Origin of the sequence: Lentzea sp. JNUCC 0626 (genome assembly GCF_043632865.1) — a bacterium.
Classification (GTDB): domain Bacteria; phylum Actinomycetota; class Actinomycetes; order Mycobacteriales; family Pseudonocardiaceae; genus Lentzea.
In genome coordinates this window covers 2,894,624-2,910,829 of the sequence record NZ_CP171635.1, presented here as the reverse complement: position 1 = coordinate 2,910,829, position 16,206 = coordinate 2,894,624, and the positions used below count along the sequence as shown (strand labels likewise).

Annotated in this window: 18 protein-coding genes; 4 read left to right on the top strand and 14 right to left on the bottom strand. The window is 70.7% G+C overall.

The genetic code is table 11. The features are described 5' to 3' along the window. Nucleotides 1–81 precede the first annotated feature (81 nt). The 3 genes from JNUCC0626_RS13035 to JNUCC0626_RS13025 are packed head-to-tail and all read right to left on the bottom strand — an operon-like array spanning nt 82 to nt 1,686. Nucleotides 82–609, bottom strand: coding sequence for a DUF3618 domain-containing protein (locus JNUCC0626_RS13035; RefSeq protein ID WP_394619984.1), 528 nt, complete (start codon nt 607–609; stop codon nt 82–84). 32 nt (nt 610–641) lie between these two features. Next, nucleotides 642–1,055, bottom strand: coding sequence for a phage holin family protein (locus tag JNUCC0626_RS13030; RefSeq protein WP_394619983.1), 414 nt, complete (start codon nt 1,053–1,055; stop codon nt 642–644). Beyond that, nucleotides 1,042–1,686 carry a hypothetical protein gene (locus JNUCC0626_RS13025; RefSeq protein WP_394619982.1) on the bottom strand — a complete coding sequence of 215 codons (645 nt, stop codon included), beginning with the start codon at nt 1,684–1,686 and terminating at the stop codon, nt 1,042–1,044. Before JNUCC0626_RS13025 ends, JNUCC0626_RS13030 begins: the two co-directional genes overlap by 14 nt. A gap of 303 nt (nt 1,687–1,989) precedes the next feature. On the opposite strand from JNUCC0626_RS13025, the gene JNUCC0626_RS13020 reads away from it, so the two are divergent. Then, complete coding sequence (locus tag JNUCC0626_RS13020) at nt 1,990–2,154, top strand: RGCVC family protein (RefSeq protein WP_394619981.1); 165 nt, start codon at nt 1,990–1,992, stop codon at nt 2,152–2,154. Then, a complete protein-coding gene (locus JNUCC0626_RS13015) occupies nt 2,151–2,729 on the top strand; it encodes a GNAT family N-acetyltransferase (RefSeq protein WP_394619980.1) in 579 nt (192 codons plus the stop codon). Before JNUCC0626_RS13020 ends, JNUCC0626_RS13015 begins: the two co-directional genes overlap by 4 nt. Nucleotides 2,730–2,744: 15 nt before the next feature. On the opposite strand, the gene JNUCC0626_RS13010 is transcribed toward JNUCC0626_RS13015, so the two are convergent. The 3 genes from JNUCC0626_RS13010 to JNUCC0626_RS13000 all read right to left on the bottom strand — a co-directional run bounded on the left by JNUCC0626_RS13010 (nt 2,745) and on the right by JNUCC0626_RS13000 (nt 5,687). Then, on the bottom strand, nt 2,745–4,010 hold the full coding sequence (locus JNUCC0626_RS13010; RefSeq protein WP_394619979.1) for a glycosyltransferase: 1,266 nt from the start codon (nt 4,008–4,010) through the stop codon (nt 2,745–2,747). A 134-nt stretch (nt 4,011–4,144) separates the two neighbouring features. After that, on the bottom strand, nt 4,145–4,888 hold the full coding sequence (locus JNUCC0626_RS13005) for a GAF domain-containing protein (RefSeq protein WP_394619978.1): 744 nt from the start codon (nt 4,886–4,888) through the stop codon (nt 4,145–4,147). Nucleotides 4,889–4,955: 67 nt separating this feature from the next. Then, a complete protein-coding gene (locus JNUCC0626_RS13000) occupies nt 4,956–5,687 on the bottom strand; it encodes a GAF and ANTAR domain-containing protein (RefSeq protein ID WP_394619977.1) in 732 nt (243 codons plus the stop codon). A 248-nt stretch (nt 5,688–5,935) separates the two neighbouring features. Here JNUCC0626_RS13000 and JNUCC0626_RS12995 point away from each other — a divergent pair, with 248 nt between their 5' ends. Continuing rightward, nucleotides 5,936–6,106, top strand: coding sequence for a CDGSH iron-sulfur domain-containing protein (locus JNUCC0626_RS12995; protein ID WP_394619976.1), 171 nt, complete (start codon nt 5,936–5,938; stop codon nt 6,104–6,106). A gap of 146 nt (nt 6,107–6,252) precedes the next feature. Here JNUCC0626_RS12995 and JNUCC0626_RS12990 read toward each other — a convergent pair whose 3' ends face one another. The 8 genes from JNUCC0626_RS12990 to JNUCC0626_RS12955 all read right to left on the bottom strand — a co-directional run bounded on the left by JNUCC0626_RS12990 (nt 6,253) and on the right by JNUCC0626_RS12955 (nt 13,772). Then, nucleotides 6,253–6,678 (bottom strand): DUF4383 domain-containing protein, encoded by a 426-nt coding sequence (locus JNUCC0626_RS12990; RefSeq protein ID WP_394619975.1) that lies wholly within the window; start codon nt 6,676–6,678, stop codon nt 6,253–6,255. A gap of 104 nt (nt 6,679–6,782) precedes the next feature. Beyond that, nucleotides 6,783–7,010: a DUF2188 domain-containing protein gene (locus JNUCC0626_RS12985; RefSeq protein WP_394619974.1), complete on the bottom strand. Its 228-nt coding sequence runs from the start codon at nt 7,008–7,010 to the stop codon at nt 6,783–6,785. A gap of 47 nt (nt 7,011–7,057) precedes the next feature. Next, nucleotides 7,058–8,260: a PP2C family protein-serine/threonine phosphatase gene (locus JNUCC0626_RS12980; protein ID WP_394619973.1), complete on the bottom strand. Its 1,203-nt coding sequence runs from the start codon at nt 8,258–8,260 to the stop codon at nt 7,058–7,060. Further along, nucleotides 8,257–8,895, bottom strand: a complete 639-nt coding sequence (locus JNUCC0626_RS12975; protein WP_394619972.1) for an alpha/beta fold hydrolase — start codon at nt 8,893–8,895, stop codon at nt 8,257–8,259. The genes JNUCC0626_RS12980 and JNUCC0626_RS12975 overlap by 4 nt, the downstream gene beginning before the upstream one ends. A gap of 52 nt (nt 8,896–8,947) precedes the next feature. After that, nucleotides 8,948–9,367 carry an ankyrin repeat domain-containing protein gene (locus JNUCC0626_RS12970; RefSeq protein WP_394619971.1) on the bottom strand — a complete coding sequence of 140 codons (420 nt, stop codon included), beginning with the start codon at nt 9,365–9,367 and terminating at the stop codon, nt 8,948–8,950. Nucleotides 9,368–9,378: 11 nt separating this feature from the next. Continuing rightward, a complete protein-coding gene (locus tag JNUCC0626_RS12965; protein WP_394619970.1) occupies nt 9,379–11,631 on the bottom strand; it encodes a catalase in 2,253 nt (750 codons plus the stop codon). Between the two features lie 78 nt (nt 11,632–11,709). Continuing rightward, a complete protein-coding gene (locus JNUCC0626_RS12960) occupies nt 11,710–13,299 on the bottom strand; it encodes a phytoene desaturase family protein (RefSeq protein ID WP_394619969.1) in 1,590 nt (529 codons plus the stop codon). Continuing rightward, entirely contained in the window at nt 13,296–13,772 is a 477-nt protein-coding gene (locus JNUCC0626_RS12955; protein WP_394619968.1) for an SRPBCC family protein, read from the bottom strand. Before JNUCC0626_RS12955 ends, JNUCC0626_RS12960 begins: the two co-directional genes overlap by 4 nt. Before the next feature lie 216 nt (nt 13,773–13,988). Between JNUCC0626_RS12955 and tkt the strand changes: the two genes are divergently transcribed. Next, nucleotides 13,989–16,199: a transketolase gene (gene tkt, locus JNUCC0626_RS12950; protein WP_394619967.1), complete on the top strand. Its 2,211-nt coding sequence runs from the start codon at nt 13,989–13,991 to the stop codon at nt 16,197–16,199. The last annotated feature ends 7 nt before the right edge of the window (nt 16,200–16,206 follow it).

The following is a 16,206-nucleotide window of genomic DNA, read 5'->3' as shown; positions in this document are numbered from 1 at the left end:
AGCTACAACGGAACCGCACCGAGCGCCGGAACCGTGCGGGCGGGCGGCCTCGGCGGAGACCGGCCGCCCGCACGGGGTGCGTCAGGACTTGACGTCGTGAACGACCGCGCGGCCGTGCTCCGCCGTGGTCCTGGCCGCGTCGGAGGCGGCCTGCCTGACCTCGTCCGCCGCGTCGCGCACGTCGGAGGTCGTGTCGTCCTTCAGGTGCCCCGCGGACTCGGCGAGCGCGTGCTTCGCGGGCTCGATGGCGCCGCTCGCGCGTTCGCCGATCTCCTCCACGACCTCCTGCTCCGCCTGCGAGCGCGGCAGCAGCGAGGCGACCAGCAGGCCGCCGCCGAACGCGATGAGTCCCGCCGCGACGGGATTGCCCCGCGTCTGCCGCATCGCCTGCCGGGGAGCGTCCTGCACCGCGTCCGCGGCACGGCCCGCGTTGTCGGCGACGGCGTCCCCGGCCTGGTGCGCCTGGCTCTGCATCGTCGACTTGGTGCCGGAGGCGGAACCCATGACGCTGTCCCTCATCCTGGCGAGGCCACCGCGGATCTTCTCCGTGCGGCGCTGGGCGATGCGACTGAGGCTCGTCCGGTCGACGAGGCGGTTGGCGTCGTCCACGAGCTCCGCTCTGGTGCCGTCGATCTCGCGCCTTATTTGGTCGGGTGTCGTGCCCATGCCGCGTCCTCCTGGAGAGATTCGACTGTGCGTTCGGGTTTCGGGGCGACTCCGCGGAGCTGGGCGCGGCCGCTGTGGTAGAGCACGAAGGCGGTGACGCCCCAGACGGCGGCGACGATCAGCGCCGCCCATCCCAGGGGCAGCACGGCACCGAGTGCGAAGACCGCGGCGAGGCTCAGCAGCACCGCGGTCATGTACCCGGCGAAGCCCGCGCCGGCGAGCATTCCCGTTGCCTTGCCGGCTTTCTTCGCCTCCTCGCGGAGTTCGGCCTTGGCGAGCTCGAGCTCCTGGCGCATCAACCGGGAGAGGTCCTGGGCGAGCTCTCCGACGAGCTCACCGAGCGACTCGCGCTCGGGTGCGGGAGGAAGACCCGTGTCAGGGCTGGACATTCCGCGCACCTCCGGCGGGCACCGAGTCCTGCGCGTACGGGGCGAACCGCTGCCGATCGCCCTCGGTGCCGATGACGCCGTCGTCCTCGAACGACGAGGCGAGCTCGGGAGCCGGTGCGACGGGAGCAGGGGCGAACTGCGGCACTTCCGGGTCAGGCACAGGTGGCGGTTGGGCGGCCGGACGTCCGCTTGGCGTGCCGGTGGCGCTCTTCACCACGCGTCCGACCAGGAACCCGGCCACAGCGGCGGCGAGCAGGAACGCGCCGGGCTTGCGCCGGGCGAAGTCCTGCGCGGAGTCGAGCAGCCCGCGGGCACCCTGGTCGTCGAGGTAGCGCGCCGCCTGCCTGCTGGTGTCGGCGACCTGGCGGACGGCTCCCGCCGACAGGGCGTCCGGTGCGGCGGTCTCGGCCATCGAGCTCAGCTCGTCGGCGATCCTGTCCAGCTGGCCGGAGACCTTCCGCGCCTGTGTTTCGGCCTCGTCGGCCATTCTGTCCCTGGCGCTGTGCAGGACGTTGCCCGCCTGGGACTTGGCCTCCTGCGCGACGTGCCCGATCTGGTCCTCAGCCGTCGCGCGCACCTCGCCGGCGGCATCCCTTGCTTGGTGCACCACCGCATTGCCTTCGTGGTTCACGACTTCTCCTCAGCGTCTCGACGTGTGCTCGCAGTTCGAGCTACCCCGCAGCACCCCTCACAAACGAGTTGGGTAGGACGGAAGTTATTGCGGTATAAGGGTTTCCTGCTGGCAAACGGGGGTATCGCTCTCACGAGGCAGCCGCGCGGGTGACCGAGTCGGTGAAGTCGTCGGGCAGCCTCGGGACCAGGTAGGATGGGGTCACCGAGGGCATGTCGTGCAGCAGCGGTCGAGCTGGTGCCGCCTTGGGCGCACCAAGCAGCCCGGTATCTCTTCTTCGCACACTCTCATCGGAGCATCCGCATGCCCACGTCCGTTTCCCTGACCGTTGAACTCGAAGGCCGGGCCGACTCCACCGGCGTCTGCAACGTGTGCCCTCACTTGTGGGAAGAGCACGACGCGATCGGCGCGCGTTACTGCACCGCCACCACGGCGTCCGCGCTGACTCGCGGCTGCGTCTGCCCGTGACCGCGACGACGAACGCCCTGACCACCGAGCGGCTGACCCTGCGTCCGTGGAAGGTCAGCGACGCCCCGGCGGCGCTGGAGGTCTACGGGCACGCCGAGGTGACCCGCTGGCTCAGCCCCGAGATGGACAGGGTGCCGGACAAGGCGGCCATGCGGTTGTTGTTGCAGCAGTGGATCGCCGAGTGCGCGCGCCTGCCGGTCCCGGCGGGCCGCTGGGCGATCGAGCGCACCGGTGACGGCCGGCTGATCGGCGGCGCGATCCTGCTGCCGTTGCCGCCGGGCAAGGAGGACCTGGAGATCGGCTGGCAGCTGCGTCCCGACGAGTGGGGGCACGGCTACGCGACCGAGGCGACCCACGCGCTCGCCGCCTGGGCGTTCGATCACGACGCCTACGAGCTTTTCGCCGTCGTCCGCCCGGACAACGCCCGCGCCGCGGCCACCGTGCGCAACAACGGCATGCACTGGGTGGGCGAGACCACGAAATACTTCGGGATCGAGCTGCAGGTGTACCGCCTGCGCAGGGCGGACCTCGACGCCGCCGCGCCCACGTCACTGCGCCCACCCGACCAGCACTGAGTCGGCCGCAGGCCGTCATCGGGTAGCAGAACTCGTTCCCGAGCGGGACGAGCCGGCGGAGCGGGCCTGCGTCCGGGGTCCGGCCGCGGCGGAGTAGGTGCGCACCAGGTCTGCGGCGACGCGGTGCCACGAGTACCGCGCGTGCGCCCGGTCGTGCCCGGCGGCGCTGAGCAGCTCCCGTTGCGTGCTGTCGGCGAGCAGACCGCGCAACGCCTTGGCCACCGCCTCCGGTTTGCCCGGCGGGACCAGCACGCCGGTCAGCCCGTCCACCACGAAGTCGATGAGACCGCCGACCGCGGTGGCGAGAACCGGTGTGCCACAGGCCATCGCTTCCAGCGCCATGCCGCCGGACGACTGCTGCCGCGGTGCGCACACCACCACGTCCGCGGAGCGCAGCAGGACGGGCAATTCGGCGTACGGCACGTGCCCGGCCAGCACGACGCGCTCTCCCACCCCCAGTGAACGAGCCAGCGCGAGCAGCCGCTTCGCCTCGGGATCGCCGTGGACGTCACCCTGCGCGCCGGCGCCTGCGATCACCAGCTCGATTCCGTCCACTGTGGGCAGTACGCGGATGATCTCCTCGAAGCCGTTACCGGGCAACAGCTTTCCGACCGACACGATCTTGCGCGGGCGGTGCCTGCCGGTGGGTGCGCGTCCCGGTGAGAACAGGTCGAGGTCGACACCCCGCGGCACCACCACGAGTTTCGACCGGTCGATCCCCATGCCGAGCACCGCACGTGCCTCCGCCGAGGAGGTCGCGACCACTCGGGCGGCCTCGTGGCCGACCAGTCGCTCGACGGTGAGGCGCTGGGACATCGCCGAGTTCCCGGCGTGCTCGTGCGGCGGCTCCGAGCTCACCTCGTGGAACGTCTGCACCACCGGCACCTGGCCGTCGCGGGCCCCCAGCACGGCGGTGATGCCGGACAGCCAGCCGTGGGCGTGCACGACGTCCGGACGTCGTTCCTGCCAGGCGCGCTTGAGAAAACCGACGAGGTCACCGGCGTGAGCGAGCACCTCGTTCCCGTTCAGCCGCACGGCTGGCCCGGCGGGCACGTGCACCACGTCGTAGCCACCGTCGGCCCGCACCCGTTGCGGCACATGGGGATGATCGCGCCGCGTGAAGACGGCAACGTGGTGACCGAGAGCGGTCAACGCGGTCGCGAGCCCCGCGACGTGGAGGCTCTGGCTTCCGGCGCCGGGTGTGGCGAGCGGGCAGGCGTGCTCGGAGACGAGCGCGATCCTCATCCGCCGGTACGTGACTGGCTCGGTACTGCCGCCCACGGCGTTCTCCCCACGACAAGGTGATGAGACCGCGGGTCCGGGCGGTTGCTGAGTCTGTCAGCGGGACGAGGCTACCCACAACGGTGTCGCCCTACACACGACAGGGCGTCACCCCACACCGACTGAGGCTGGCCTCAGTCGGAGAGATCTTCCGGGCGGAGCTCGCCGTCGACGAGTTCGCGCGCGACTTCGGCCAGACGGCGGCCGCGCTTGCGCGCGTAGCTCCGCAGTGCGTGGAACGCCTGCTCCATCTCCAGGTTCCCGGCGAACGCCAGCACTCCCTTGGCCTGCTCGATGACCACCCTGCTGTTCAACGCCGTCTGCAGTTGCTCGGTGACGACCTCACCACGCCGGATCGCGCGTTCCTGAAGGATTCCGATGGTCGCCGTGTCCGCCAGGGCCCGCACGACGAGCAGGTCCTCGTCGCTGAGCAGGCCCGTTTCGCGGCGGAACAGGTTCAGCGTGCCGATGGTCTCGCGGCGCAATCTCATCGGCACGGCGTGCACGGAGGCGAACCCCTCCTTGACGGCGAGCGGTGCGAACCGGGGCCAGCGCCGGGTCTGTGCCGACAGGTCGCCGACCAGAACCGGCTCACCGGTGCTGACGCAGTCCAGGCAGGGGCCTTCGCTCGCCTGGAGCTGGAACAGTTCCAGCATTCGCGTCTGCGCGGAGGAGTACGCCACCACCCGCAGGCCGCCGTGCTGGTCGGACAGCATCAACCCGGCCGCCGTGGCGTCGAGCAGCTGAACGCAGTGATCGACCAGCCGGTGCAGCAGGTCCACCACGTCGTAGTCGTCGACGAGCGTGTCCGCCAGCTCGACGAACGCCCGGAGCAACCGGGACTCACGCTCTGTCCTGGACAGTGCGCCACCGCTCATCACCAGCTCCTGTCTGTCTTCGTCCGACGGTAGTGCTGCCCGGATCGGGTCGCCATCGAGTACGTGGTCATGTGCCGAGCTCCAGTGGGGAGAGCCTGCGGCGCACGATGTCGTCGGCCACCTCGTCGAGCGGCCTTCCCGTGACGAAGGCGTAACCCCGCAGCCGGGCCAGCGCCTCCTCGGCGGAGATCTGGAAAGCGGCGATGAGCATGCCGGTCGCCTGGTGCACCTGCTCGCGTCGCGGCGAGAGCACACCCCGCAGCCCGCCGAGGTCGTCAGCATCGCCCAGCAGCAGTCCGAGCAGCACCGCCGTCACGAGGTCGACCACCTCCAGCGCGACGGCCAGTTCGTCGGCCGACAACCAGCCGGGGCGAGCGCGGTAGAGGTCGATCGCGCCAATGCCGATGGCACCCGCCTGCAACGGGAACGCGAAGATCGCGCCGATCGGCAACTCTGCGATCGACGCGGCGAACACCGGCCACGCCACGACCGATGCCACGCGCAGGTCGGGCACCAGCACGGGCCTGCGCGTGGCGAACGCCTCGAAGCACGGGCCCTCGCCGAGGCTGAACTGGACGTCCTCGATCCGGGCGGCGATCCCGTCGCTGGCGTACACCGTCTCCCGCTCACGAGGTCCGCTCATGACCGAGATGGAGGCGCCGTCGACCGGCAGGACGTCCACGCACGCTCGAATGACACGCCCCAACGTGTCGAGGTCGTTGTCGTCGTCGCGCAGCGCTGCTATCACCGTTGCCCGCGCGTCGCTCCACGACCGCTGGGGTCCATCAGGTTCGTTCACCTGTGGTCACACCACCGAACATCGCCCGATCGTCCCCGGTCGGCATCAGTTTCCTCCACCACGTCGACTGCTTCCAGTCGCTCCTGGACGTGGCGAGGTCCAAGCCCACGCATCGCGAGATCGCATCAGGTTCAACGCACCTACCGTACTGCGTGCGACTCCCGGCCGCAGATCAGGTTTTCCCGACCGGTTTCGCGGTGCCTCGCCGAGCCGACTCCTCGACCGTGACTCAGCGAAGCCCGTGCACGATGACGATTGTCCCGAGCGGGCCGATGCTCGTCGAGGGGCCAGTGGAGATCGTCACCGACGACGGGGTCACGCACACGAGCGACCGGTTCGTGGTCGCGGTGTGCGCGTGTCGTCGCAGCAAGCGCTATCCGTCATACGACACCAGCCACCGCAGGCGGGTTCGCGAGTGACGTCTCGCCGGCTGTTCAGGACGACGGTTCCGGGTCGGATGCACGCCGCTGAAGACCCGTGACACAGTCCGGTGCGGAGTCCGCGCACGGTGGTGTGCGTGGACTCCGCACCGACGGACGGAGATTCTTCTTCTACGCCAACGGTATCAGCGCACCCGCCGGGCGAGCCCGACACCCAGGCCGATCATGCCGAGGCCGAGCACGAGGTGCAGCCAGTCGTCGGCTCCGTTGAGCGGCACGAAGTTCGCCGCGCTGTCCTTGTCGATCACGAGGCCGTACAGCCACAGCACGAGGTAGATCGCGCCGCCGCCGATGAGGAACGCCCGCGAGCCACTCGCCGTCCGCGCCGCCAGGAAACCCGCGACGCCGAACAACAGGTGCACGAAGTTGTGCAGGACGGAGACTCCGAAGACGCCGAGGAGCATCGCTTCGGAATGGTGCCCCGCGAACGTCATGGTGTCGTAGTTCGTCGTGATGCCGGGGATGAAACCGAGCACGCCCACGAGCGCGAACACAGCTCCCACGCCGAGTGCGGCTTGCTGGAGCGGTGTCCGGGTTCGTACGTCGACCATGGTGGTCACCTCGTTCTGGGTGGGCATTGTCATCGGGCGGCTACCCGTGACTTTTCGAGGCAAACCGAAGGCGTCCGGCCCTGTTTCGCCGTCCCTGTCCGAGGTCAGCTCGCGACGGTGTGCGGGTCGCGTCCGCGCGGGTAGACGTCGTGCTCGCTGATCGTGCCATCCCGGTCGCGGATGATGTGGTCCACCGCGTGCACGATGGCCATCTCACGGCCGTTCGTGCAAGCGTCCTTTTTGGACAAGTGGGTGCTCGAGGCGGAGTCGTTGCCCTCGACCCTGTTCTTCCACCGGCCGTCTTCGAAGTAGGTCTCGATGTCACCACGCATGGCTTGCTCCCGTCAGGTTGTCCGCCGAGTACCCCGTGGGACAGGGACTAGTCCTGGTCGAGGCGGACGCTCAGCGCGAGCAGCGCCGTGTCGTCGTCGACGCCGTCGCCGAAGCTGGCGAGCAGGCGGGACACGGCGGCCACGGTCTCGGTGGCGCTGGTGGTGTCGAGGGTGTCGGCGAAGTCGCGCAGGTCTTCCTCTTCGTAGCGGACACGGCCTCGCACACGGGCCTCGGTGAGTCCGTCGGTGTAGAGCAGCAGCGTGTCGCCGGGCCCCAGGCGCACCTGGCGCTCGACGAACCGGGCATCGGGCAGCGCGCCGATCAGCTGACCGCCGCGCGTCGAGATCAGCTCGGCCGGTCCGTGACGGAGGACCAGCAGCGCGGGTGGGTGGCCGCCGCTGGCGAGGGTGATCATCGCGCCACCGCAGACCGGTTCGAGCAGGCCGTGGACGGCGGTGCAGAAACGGGGTGTGGAGGTGATTTCCTCCTCCAGCAGCGCGGTGTTGAGGCGTTCGAGCACGGCGACGGGGCTGGGGTCGAACACGGCGGCGGCGCGCAGCGTGTAACGCGTCAGCGAGGTGACCACGGCGGCTTCGGCGCCTTTGCCGGACACGTCGCCGAGGAAGAACGCCCACCTGCCGTCAGCGAGGGGGAAGAGGTCGTAGAAGTCTCCGCCGACCTCGTCGGCCGAGGCTGGGTGGTAGTAGGCGGCGACGTCCATGCCCGGCACGTCCGGCAGCAGGGTGCGCTGCAACGTCGACGCCAGCAGCTGCACCCGGTCGCGTTCCCGCTCCGCCTCCTGCCGGGCGCGCAGGAGCTCTTGCTCGTAGGCACGGCGGTCGCGGGCGTCGAACACGGTGGTGCGGATCAGCCGGGCGGTGCCGTCGGCGCCGGTCTTCACGGCCGAACTCACCAGCACGGGCAGCCGGGTGCCGTCGGCGCGCCGCAGTTCCAGTGCGATGCCGCCGACCTCTCCGTGCATGCGCAGCAACGGTTCGAAGTGCGTCTCGTGGTAGATCCGGCCCCCGATGGTGAGCAGGTCGGAGAACCGGCGCCGCCCCACCAGTTCGTCGCGGTCCGCGCCGAGCCAGCCCAGCAGCGTCGCGTTGATCTTGACGATCGTGCCGTCCATGAACGTGGACAGGTAGCCGCACGGCGCGTGCTCGTACAGGTCCTCGGCGCTGTCCTCCAGCAACGCCGAGACCTGGTCGCCGGAGTCCTGAGGGTGCGCACCAGGCTGTCGACTCACCTGGCGATCGCGAACTCGGCGATCGCCGCGAGGTCCGCTCGGTTGTCGGACAGGAACGTCGTGCGGGCGAACACCCGCGCGATGGCCGGGTCGGTGCGGCAGAACGAGGCCTCCAGCTCGCCCGCGACCTCGGGACGATCCGGGTTGCCGGCGATGACCGGCGCCATCGCCGCGGACCAGCTGAGGTAGGTCGACTCCAGGGACTCGAGCAGCTCGTCGATGTCGGCGCGGGTGTGGCCGCCGCGGTAGTCGCCGTCGTCGACGTAGCAGGGCGACGGCGTCAGCAGCACGAGCCCGGCGAAGCGGGCCGGTTCGCGGTTGGCGGCGAGCACGGCGATCATCGCGCTGACCGAGTGCCCGACCAGCACGGTGTCCCGCAGGTCGAGCTCGGCGCAGATGTCCAGGACGTCCTCGGCGTACCCGGCGAGGGAGGAGTACCGCGCCGGTGACCACGCCGCCGGGTCCGACCCGCCCGCGCCGACGTGGTCGAAGAACACAAGCCGGAACCGCTCGGCCAGGTCCGGCACCACCAGCCTCCACAGGTTCTGGTCGCAGCCGAACTCGGTCGCGAGCAGCACCGTCGGGCCGTCCTCGCGACCGGTGACGGTCACGTTGTTCCTCCGGTGCGCGTCCATCACCGCATCCTGCCACCTGGACGGGGGACCGGCGTCCGGCGCCGGACCTCGTCTACGCGGTCCGCTCACCGGTCGCGACGGGACGGAAGCTCAGCAGCGCCAGCATCTCGGGCAGGTCGAAGTGCCGGGCGATGTCGAGCGCGGACCTCGGCCCCAGTGCGGGATCCGCGCCCGCGTCGAGCAGCAGACCGGCGGTGAGCTCGGAACGGCGGAAGACCGCTGCTCCGAGCGCCGTCTGGCCCCGGTCGTCGACGCGCCCGGTGTCCGCGCCCCGCTCCAGCAACGCCCGGACGGTGTCCGGGTGGTCGTGGTAGGCGGCGAGGATCAGCAGGGAGTCGCCGGCGCTGTTGGTGAGGTTCACCGGTAACCCCGCGTCGATCGCCTCCGCCAGCCGGGCTGTCTCGCCTGCCCGCGCCAGGTCGAACATCGAGTGGAGGAACGTGAGCTCCTCGTCGGTGAGAGCGTCGGTCACGACCGGACTCCTCAGGCGATCGTGGCGGGGAAGCGTTCCCACACCCGGTGTGCTTCGAGGAGCACGGTCACCGCCTTGAGCACGTCCGCCGGATCGTCGTCGAGCACGATGCCCGGCTCGGTGGCGTACCCGGCGGCCTCGACGGCGAGACGGCCGGAGCCCCACGCGCCGATCGCCTTGGCGTGGCGGTAGCACTCCTGGACCATGCGGATGACGCGCGGGTCGATCGCGCCCACCGGTTCGACGGGGCCTCCCGGCGTGTCCGCACCGGAGGGCGGGCTGCCCGCGAGCAGCAGGACGTCGAACTCGACCGACCGCGCGGTGAGCAGGGTGCGCTGGGCGACCAGACCGCTGTCGGTGTCGAGCGGACCGCCGGTCGGGGCGATCAGCAGCGGCACCATCCCGCCGGCCAGCACGGTCTCGCGAACCGTCCGCACGCCGTCGAGATCGGCCGGGTCGACCACGATCCCGATGACGCGCCCGTCAGTCGGCCACGTACGCCCGATCTGCGACAGGACAGGACTCGGCTCGACCTTCTTAGGGCGCACGGTGGCGGCCGGGGCCGGCAGTCCGAGACCCCTGGCCACCTCGGCGCACAGCGTCGGGTCGACGTTGGCCAGCACGAGCAGCTCGCGTTCCTTGATGGTCTGCTCGTAGCACTTGCCGAGCTCGAAGGTGAAGGCGCGCACGACGTGTTCCTGCTCGACCGGGGAGAGGCTCAGCCAGAACATCCTCGGCTGCGTGTAGTGGTCGGCGAACGACGTGGGTGACTCCCGGACCTTCGCCGACTTGGGCAACGGCTGCGCCACCTCGGCGAACGGCCGTTCCTCCGCACCCGCCTCGAACGGGTTGCCGCCGTCGAGGGTGTTCGGGTGGTAGGGCGCGGCGCCGGCGTGCACCGCGTGCTGGTGGAAGCCGTCCCTCAGCATGTCGTTGACCGGCACGTGCGGGCGGTTGATCGGGATCTGGTTGAAGTTCGGCCCGGCCAGCCTCGACAGCTGAGTGTCCAAATAGGAGAACAACCGCGACTGCAGCAGCGGGTCGTCGGTCACGTCGATGCCCGGCACCAGGTTGCCGAGGTGGAACGCGACCTGTTCGGTCTCCGCGAAGTAGTTGGTGGTGTTGCGGTTCAGCGTGAGAACGCCGACCGGCTGCACGGGCGCGAGCTCCTCCGGCACGATCTTGGTCGGGTCGAGCAGGTCGATGTTCTCGAACGTCTGCCTGGGCGTGTCGGGCATGATCTGCAGCCCGAGCTCCCACTGCGGGTACGCGCCGGACTCGATGGCGTCGGCGAGGTCGCGGCGGTGGAAGTCGGGGTCGAAGCCGCTGAGCATCTGCGCTTCCTCCCAGACCAGGGAGTGCACGCCGAGCTTGGGCTTCCAGTGGAACTTCACGAGCGCCGTCTCGCCGTCGGCGTTGACGAGGCGGAACGTGTGGACGCCGAAGCCCTCCATCGTGCGGTAGGAGCGGGGGATCCCGCGGTCGGACATGTTCCACAGGACGTGGTGGGTGGCTTCGGTGTGCGTCGACACGAAGTCCCAGAACGTGTCGTGCGCGCTCTGTGCCTGCGGGATCTCGCGGTCCGGGTGCGGCTTGGCGGCGTGGATGACGTCCGGGAACTTGATGCCGTCCTGGATGAAGAACACCGGGATGTTGTTGCCGACCAGGTCGAAGTTGCCTTCGTCGGTGTAGAACTTCGTCGAGAACCCCCGCGTGTCGCGGACGGTGTCCGCTGATCCGCGCGAACCCAGCACTGTGGAGAACCGCACGAACACAGGCGTCTCGACACCGTTGGCCAGGAAACGGGACTTGCAGACGTTCGTGGCCGTGCCGTAGCCCACGAACACGCCGTGTGCCCCGTAGCCACGGGCGTGCACGACACGTTCCGGAATGCGCTCGTGGTCGAAGTGCGTGATCTTTTCGCGCAGGTGGTGGTCCTGCAACAGCGTCGGGCCGCGCGGGCCGGCCTTGAGCGAGTGGTCGGTGTCGTGCAGCCGCACGCCCGCCGACGTCGTGAGGAAATCGCCCTGCTGCCCGTTGGCGGTCTTCGGGGCGCCGGTGGGCGCACCCGTCGGGGACACCGTCTCGGGACTGTTCTGGTCCGCCTTCGGCGGCAACGGCCCGCGCGGGGCGGTCGGCTCGTCGAGCGATGGCGGTGCACTGGCGGGGGCGCCGGGGATCGGCGGGTTCGCCAGTTCGACGACCTTTTCCACCGCCTTCTCCAGCGCTGCTTTCACGAGCTTGCCTGGCTTGTGCGCAGCCACTGCTTCCTCCTCGGTGCGGGAACGTCATCCAGGCGGTACCCGTGGTTTCCCCGTTCATGCGCCGTTGCGCTGATCGGCTCAGGAGTAGACGAGGTTCTGCAAAGTCCTCATCGACTGGCCGTACAGCGCGCCACCCACTCCCGCTCTGGCCAGTGCGGCACGGGCGGCGTTGGCTCCCGGCCCGCCGTGCACGGCTCCACCCGGATGGGCCGACGCCCCCGCGAGGTAGAGCCGGTCGACCGGGGTGTCGGCGCGCCCCGCTCCCGGCAGCGGGCGGAACACCAGCTGCTGGTGGATCGCGGACGTACCGCCGTTGATCGCGCCGCCGACGAGGTTGGCGTTGTGGCTCTCCAGGTCGTGCGGGCCGGACACGTGCCGTCCTCGGACCGTGGCGGTGAAGCCGGGTGCGTGCCGTTCGACGACCTGCTCGATCCGGTCGGCGTGGCGGCGGACCGCGTCGAGGTCCCAGCGCTGCCCGCGCGGCACGTGGGTGTAGGCCCAGGCGGCCTCGGTGCCCTCGGGGGAGCGGGTCGGATCGGTCGTGGTCATCTGGCCCAGCAGGAGGAACGGCTGCTCGGGCACGCGGCCGGCGGCGAGCGCCGACCCGAAGTCGGTGAGGCCGCCGAGGTCCGAGGCGAGGTGCACCGTGCCGGCCGCGCCCGCCGCCGGGTTGGTCCACGGGACAGGTCCTGACAGCGTCCAGTCGACCTTGACGGTGCCATCGTCCCAGTGAAAGTTCCGCAGGTCGTCGAGCAGCCGCGTGGGCAGGTGCTCGGCGTCCACCATCCGTCCGTACAGGGTGGGAGCGGGCACGGTGGCCAGCACCGCGTGCCGTGCCCGAACCCGGTCGCCGGCACCGTCCTCGACGCCGACGGCCCTGCCTCGGGCGACGAGCACCTTCGTCACCTCACGCCCGCACTCGACCCTGCCTCCACGTGCGGTCAGCCTGCGCACCAGTGCCGCCGTCAACGCGCTCGCCCCGCCCTCGGGCGCGGGGAAACCGACGTCCTGCGCGAGCATGCAGAGCAACCAGCCGAACACGGCGCTGCCGGCCTGGCCCGGGCCCAGGTCGGAGTGCAGGGCGTTGCCCGTGAACAGGAGCCGGGCGCCGTCGCCGGTGAAGCGTTCCTCGGCGAGGGTCCTGGCCGGCATGGTGAGCATCCTGGCCATCCGCAACGCCTCGGCGACGCCGAGCGTCCGTGCGAGCCGCACCCCTGGGCGCACGGGCGGGAACGGCGTGAACAACGAGTCGAGCAGATCCCCGCGGATGCGGCGCCACAGCGCGAACTCGGCCTGCCAAGCGTCCCCGTCGGCCTGTGCGAACGACGTCAGCGACGCGATGGTCTCGTCGAGGCTCCGCGACAGGACGGCGCAGCGGTCGTCGGGCAGGACATGTGCGACGACGGCGGGCGCGTGCACCCAGCGCAGCCCGTACCGGTCGAGGTCCAGGCCCCTCAGGATAGGGGACGCCGCCCCCAGCGGGTAGAAGGAGCTGAACAGGTCGCTGTGGAAGCCGGGCTCGATCAGCTCGGCGGTGCGGACGGCGCCACCGGGCTCGTCCGCGGCCTCCAGGACGAGCACGTCCCAGCCCGCATCGGCGAGCAGGTTCGCCGCCACCAGCCCGTTGGGGCCGGCGCCGACCACCACCGCGTCGACGGTGGCCGTCACTGAACCACGGTCTCGTCGGCGCTGAGGACCGCGGTGGCGCGGCCGAGGGCGAGGTCGCCCAGCCGGGCGAGCGACTCCGTGTTGCGCGACCGGAACAGCGCGCCCTGGACCACCTCGGGGAGCCGCTTGGCCGGGCCGCCCGTGATCTCCTCCTCCATGATCACTTCCGCGCCGGTGCCGTTGTGCAACGGCATGATGCTGATGCGGACCCGCGCGGTGCCCAGCACCCACAGATGCGCCTCCAGCTCGAGGTACCTGCCGGGCTTGACGGCCAGGACCGAGGTGGTGTCCTCGATCTGCGCGGGCCACGCGCCCGCGCTGTGGTGGATGCGGGTGCCAACGGCAGGCCAGCCGGCGTCGACGTCGCGGATGTGCGAGTTGCCGACGACCCAGCCCGCGTAAGACCAGCCGTCGGCCAGCACGGCGAAGACGTTGTCCGTGCTCGTGCCCACGACACGACGTGTCTCGATCATGACCGGTCCTCTCCTGCCCGACCCCCGGACGGAGGTGCGGTGTCCACTCTGTTCCCGGATTCGTCGCGCTTATGCGGCACGGGCGGGTGGACCCCTGTGTCGTGAGACGTGTTTGAGGTCGCTCATCCGGGCTACTCGCTTCGAGGAGCCGCCCGGACCCCGCGACCCCGTCGACCGGCCACGTGGAACGCGCTCAGCTCCGGAAGGTATCCATCCATGACTCGTACGGCCCCCTCTTCGGTCCGTCGCGACCAGTCGCTGCCTCCGCCCGTCGCGCGTGCCGCGGGGTGGACGGACACCGATCTCCGTGCCGTGGACACGATCCGGGTGCTCGCCGCAGATGCCGTCCAGAACGCCGGCAACGGGCACCCCGGGACCGCGATGAGCCTGGCACCGCTCGCGTACCTGCTGTTCCAGCGGGTGATGCGGCACGACCCCGCCGACGACCAGTGGCTCGGCCGCGACCGGTTCGTGCTGTCGTGCGGCCACACGAGCCTGACGCTGTACATACAGCTCTACCTGAGCGGTTACGGGCTGGAGCTGGCCGATCTGGCCGCGCTGCGCACGTGGGACTCGGCGACCCCCGGCCACCCGGAGCACCGGCACACCCGTGGCGTGGAGATCACCACCGGCCCGCTCGGACAGGGTTTCGCCAGCGCCGTGGGCATGGCGCTCGCAGCGCGGCGCGAACGCGGTCTGCTCGACCCGGACGCCGACGCGGGCCGGAGCCCGTTCGACCACCACGTGTACGTCCTCGCCTCCGACGGCGACCTGATGGAGGGCGTCACGGCCGAGGCCGCCTCTCTCGCGGGGCATCAGGAGCTCGGGAACCTGGTGGCGTTCTACGACGCCAACCACATCTCCATCGAGGACGACACGGAAATCTCCTTCAGCGAGGACGTGGCGGCGCGCTACGCCGCTTACGGCTGGCACGTGCAGTGCGTCGACTGGACGAGCACCGGCCGGTATGTCGAGGACGTGGACGCCGTGCTCACCGCCGTCGAATCGGCCAAGGCCGACACCGGCCGTCCGTCGCTGATCGTCCTGCGCACCGTCATCGGCTGGCCCGCGCCGAAGCTGCGCAACACCGGGACCGCGCACGGGTCCGCCCTCGGCGACGAGGAGGTCGCGGCCGTCAAGACGTTGCTCGGATTCGACCCGCACGAGAGCTTCGCCGTGGAGGACGAGGTGCTGGCGCACGCCAGGCAGGTCGCGTGGCGCGGTCGTGCCGCCCACGAACGCTGGGAGACGGAGTATTCGCGCTGGCGTGCCGAAAACCCGGAACGCGCCGAATTGCTCGACCGGTTGAGGGAGCAGCGGTTCCCCGAGGGCTGGACCGACGTGCTGCCCGTGTTTCCCGCTGACACCAAGGGGATGGCGACCCGCAAGGCCTCCGGTGAGGTCCTCACCGCACTGGCGCCCGTGCTGCCGGAGCTGTGGGGTGGCTCGGCGGATCTGGCCGGCAGCAACAACACCACGATGGACGGCGAACCGTCGTTCGTCCCGGCGGGCAAGCAGACCGCGAAGTGGCAGGGCGGTCCCTACGGACGCACGCTGCACTTCGGCATCCGCGAGCACGCCATGGCCGCCGCGCTCAACGGGATCGCGTTGCAGAGCCTGACCCGGCCATACGGCGGCACCTTCCTGGTCTTCAGCGACTACCAGCGCCCCGCGATCCGGCTGGCCGCTCTGATGGGGCTGCCGGTCACCTACGTCTGGACGCACGACTCGATCGGGCTGGGGGAGGACGGGCCCACTCACCAGCCGATCGAGCACCTCGCCGCGTTGCGTGCCGTTCCGGGCCTGGACGTCGTCCGTCCCGCCGACGCGAACGAGACCGTCGTCTGCTGGCGGCGGATCCTGGAGAACCAGCACCGCCCCGCCGGGCTCGCGCTGACCCGGCAGGACGTTCCGGTGCTCGACCGCGGTCCCGGTGGCGTCGCCTCCGCCGAGGGCGCCGCACGGGGCGGTTACGTCCTCGCGGACTCCGGCGAGCCCGACGTGATCCTGATCGCGACCGGCTCCGAGGTCCACATCGCCCTGGACGCCCGCCGGCTTCTCGCCGAGGACGACGGCATCACGGCCCGCGTGGTCTCGATGCCTTGCCTGGAGTGGTTCGCGGCCCAGGAACAGTCCTATCAGGACGAAGTGCTGCCGCCGGGCGTGCGCGCCCGCGTGAGCGTCGAGGCCGCTGTCGCGCAGGGCTGGCGCGACCTGATCGGTGACGCCGGCCGGACTGTCTCGCTGGCGCACTTCGGCGCGTCCGCCGACCACCGGCGGCTCTACCACGAGTTCGGCGTCACGGCCACGGCCGTGGCCGAGGCCGCGCACGACAGCCTGCACGACGCCGCCGGCCAGGTCCGTCCGGGAGGGGTGCGGCAGACGGTCGCGCCGACCACGGGCGGCACCGGTGACCGTCCTGCCTGACCGCGAG